The 3,140-nt window shown below is 59.5% G+C and carries 3 protein-coding genes; all 3 read left to right on the top strand.

All coding sequences use genetic code 11. From position 1 onward, the window contains the following. The first annotated feature begins 360 nt into the window (after positions 1–360). Entirely contained in the window at positions 361–654 is a 294-nt protein-coding gene (locus WC683_20395) for a hypothetical protein (protein ID MFA4974971.1), read from the top strand. A 294-nt stretch (positions 655–948) separates the two neighbouring features. After that, a complete protein-coding gene (istA, locus tag WC683_20390) occupies positions 949–2,214 on the top strand; it encodes an IS21 family transposase (protein ID MFA4974970.1) in 1,266 nt (421 codons plus the stop codon). After that, entirely contained in the window at positions 2,214–2,990 is a 777-nt protein-coding gene (gene istB, locus WC683_20385; GenBank protein ID MFA4974969.1) for an IS21-like element helper ATPase IstB, read from the top strand. The genes istA and istB overlap by 1 nt, the downstream gene beginning before the upstream one ends. Positions 2,991–3,140: the final 150 nt, after the last annotated feature.

Here is a 3,140-nt window from a genome sequence, read left to right as displayed (position 1 = left end):
CCCCATCCATGGGGCTCGTGCTCGCTGTGCGCTCGCATCGGCGACTCCGGAGTTCGACTCTCCTTGGGGCCTGCTAATGAAAGAACCCGACCTCGCGGTCGGGTTCTTTCGGTCATAGCCCCTAGGGGAAGGTCGGGCTGGAATCGCCCTCTCCCCGCTTTATCGGCCGACTACTCAATTATCGAACAGACAAAGACTTGTCTATTTCCGACCTCTCTCGAGTATACTCCCGTAGAGGGGGGAAGTCGAGAATTTAGAGGGGAATTAGAGGGGAAATAGGAAATGCTTCTTCCTTGCATCGTCGTGTTTGTGACCGAGAGGTTGAGTGATTGTATATCAAACTTTAGCATCAAATCCGAGATGGCTGATAGAATATCAGTTGAGGCCATCGGCATGGAGCTCTACCTAGACCAACTCAATAAGACCGAGCCGTTCGCCTCTGGCTTCTCGATCAAGGGCAAGGTTTTCAATGCCATCAAGGTTGACATGGCGGTCGACGGCTTCGATCCCTCCAAGCCAGTCAACGTCTGGAAGAAGCCCGACAACACCCGCGTCCGGGCCACCGGGGAGCTCAGCATCCTCCGAGTCACCACTTATGAGAAAACCCCCACCTCAGAAGGCGAGGTGCTGGCCTGCGCTGTCCACACCCAGTAAAACCGACTGAACCTCTCTAGTGCCGGGCTCATCGAGCTCTTGGACAATCACTAGGAAGGTTTCTGCTCCCCGTTATCTACAAATAACACCAATGAGAGAAGGCTCCCAAGAGAGTGGGAATAAATGCTTAGGCAATAGGTATTTCCGCACGCAAGGTTGAGCGCACTCGGGCCTTGCTTTCCGACCACGATGAGGCAGTCGCAGTCCGTCGTAGCAAGAAAACTGTCAGGCGACATGCAATTCTGACCCCCAGGCGACATTGAAAACTGACCCCCTCGCCGGGCAGGGGAAGGTATGGAAGAGGACGGCAAGGATGTAGTTGGCTTCCGGGATGGAAACGGAAGTACTGCCATGAGGTTGCCCGACGAGGTGGCGACGATCCTGGCGATGAACAAGCAGGGCATGGGGAGCAAGGCGATAGCCAAAGAACTCGGGATCGCGCGGAATACGGTTCGCCGATATCTTCGCGCCACCGGGTGGTTCGCGTATGACTCAAGGTCACGCTCAGGCGCCCTTGGCGGTCTCGATGAATGGCTTCAAGCCGGGATGAAGAAGCACGGCAACAACGCCGAGGTGGTCCGGCAGGAGCTCGCGCGGGAATGGAATATCTCGGTAAGCCTGCGGACGCTCGAGCGGGCGGTGCAGCCTCATCGAGCACTTGCGCGGGCCGAGGTGCTGGCGACTTCCCGCTTCGAGACAGGCCCCGGGGAACAGTCCCAGATCGATTTTGGGGAGCGATTCGTCGTCATCGCCGGCGAGCGGATCAAGGTGTACTTCTTCGTGCTGGTCCTCGCCTTTTCGCGCCGGATCTACGTGCGGGCCTTCACCGACGAGCGCCGCGATTCCTGGTTTGCGGGCATGGAGAGCGCCTTCTGGCACTTCGGCGGGGTGACGAAGGTAGTACTGCTGGACAACCCGAAAGCCCTGGTGAAAAGCCATGACGTGAAAACGCGGGAGGTCGTGTTTTCGGAGAGCTTCAAGGCCTTTGCGAAGCACTGGGGATTCACGCCGAGGGCCTGCGCGCCCTACCGCGCCCGCACGAAGGGCAAGGATGAGCGTGCGGTCGCCTACGTCAAGCGGAACGCGATAGCGGGCCGGGAATTCGCGTCCTGGGCAGAGATGGAGAGCCATCTGGAGCGCTGGATGCGTGAGGTCGCGGACATCAGGTTCCACGGGACGACGGAGGAGCGGCCCATCGACCGCTTCGCGCGTGAGCGCGGGTACCTTGAGCCGGGTGCAGGAAAACCCTCGTTCGTACGCCATCGCGAGCTTACCCGCGTTGTCCATACTGACCTCTGCGTCGAAGTGGATACGAACAGCTACAGCGTGCCCTGGAAGCACATCGGGAAGGAGGTGACCGTCCGGATCGGAGACGGCATGGTCACCGTGCACCAAGGGGAAGTCGAGATCGCGCGGCATGCCGAATCGGCGGGACGCAGGGAGCGGGTAATCAATCACCGCCATTATTTCGGGATCGAGATTCCCGGTGCACCCAAGGGACCGGCGGGCGAACTCGCTAGGCCTCTATCCGAATACGCCATGGCTGTAGGGGCGCAATGATGGCTGACCTGGACACCCTCACGCCCATGCTGACCAGGCTCAAGCTGACCGCCATGCGTGATCAGCTGGACACGCTTCTGGACGAGGCGTCGCGCCGGGACCTATCGCTTCGCGAAGCTTTGGCTTTCCTGTGCGAAGCCGAGATCGCCCGCAAGGATCAGCGCCGGATCGCGATGGGCCTGTCCATCGCGAAGTTTCCCGCGGTCAGGACTATCGACGGCTTTGACTTCGCGGCTCAGCCTTCGGTCGATCCCAAGCTCGTGCGCGAGCTGGCGACCAGCCGCTGGGTCGCCAACGGTGACAGCATCCTCCTGCAAGGGCCGCCGGGAGTCGGCAAGACCCATCTTGCGATCGCTCTCGGCCGCGAAGCGATTCAGCGGGGATACTCGGTCCTGTTCATCACCGCGCTCAATCTCGTCGCCATGCTAGCCAAGGCCCAGACAGAAGGACGTCTAGAAGAGCGCCTGTCTTACTACGCGGGGCCTAAGCTGCTCATCATCGACGAGTTGGGATACCTCCCCTTCGAGAAGAACGCGGCAAGCCTCTTCTTCCAGCTCGTATCCAGACGCTACGAGCGATCCGCGACCATGATCACGACAAATCGGTCGGTCGGGGAATGGGGCGAGATCTTCGGTGACGTCATTGTTGCGGCAGCGATCCTGGATCGGCTGCTTCATCACAGCCAGGTGATGACCATTCGAGGAGAGAGCTTCAGGCTGAAAGGCAAGCGAAGGTCGGGACTCGTGAAAGCAGCTCTCGTCGAGGGCTCAGCATAATTCGGGCAGGGGGTCAGTTTTCGATGTCGTCCGGGGGTCAGTTTTCAATGTCGCTTGACATTCGTATCTTATAGGTCTTTAGGGCTTCGGTGAGGAGTCCGCTTTGCCGTAAACGGAGATTGCTGGCTGCGTTTCGATTCAGTCCCGCCA

The organism is bacterium (genome assembly GCA_041648665.1).
Classification (GTDB): Bacteria; UBA10199; UBA10199; order 2-02-FULL-44-16; family JAAZCA01; genus JAFGMW01.
Note: the sequence above shows the minus strand (reverse complement) of the source record. Positions and strands in the feature narration are given on the sequence as shown.

Bases quoted from the DNA above. Each gene is read 5' to 3' on its own strand.
- WC683_20395 (MFA4974971.1), top strand. From the start codon at position 361: ATGGCTGATAGAATATCAGTTGAGGCCATCGGCATGGAGCTCTACCTA.
- istB (MFA4974969.1), top strand. From the start codon at position 2,214: ATGGCTGACCTGGACACCCTCACGCCCATGCTGACCAGGCTCAAGCTG.
- istA (MFA4974970.1), top strand. From the start codon at position 949: ATGGAAGAGGACGGCAAGGATGTAGTTGGCTTCCGGGATGGAAACGGA.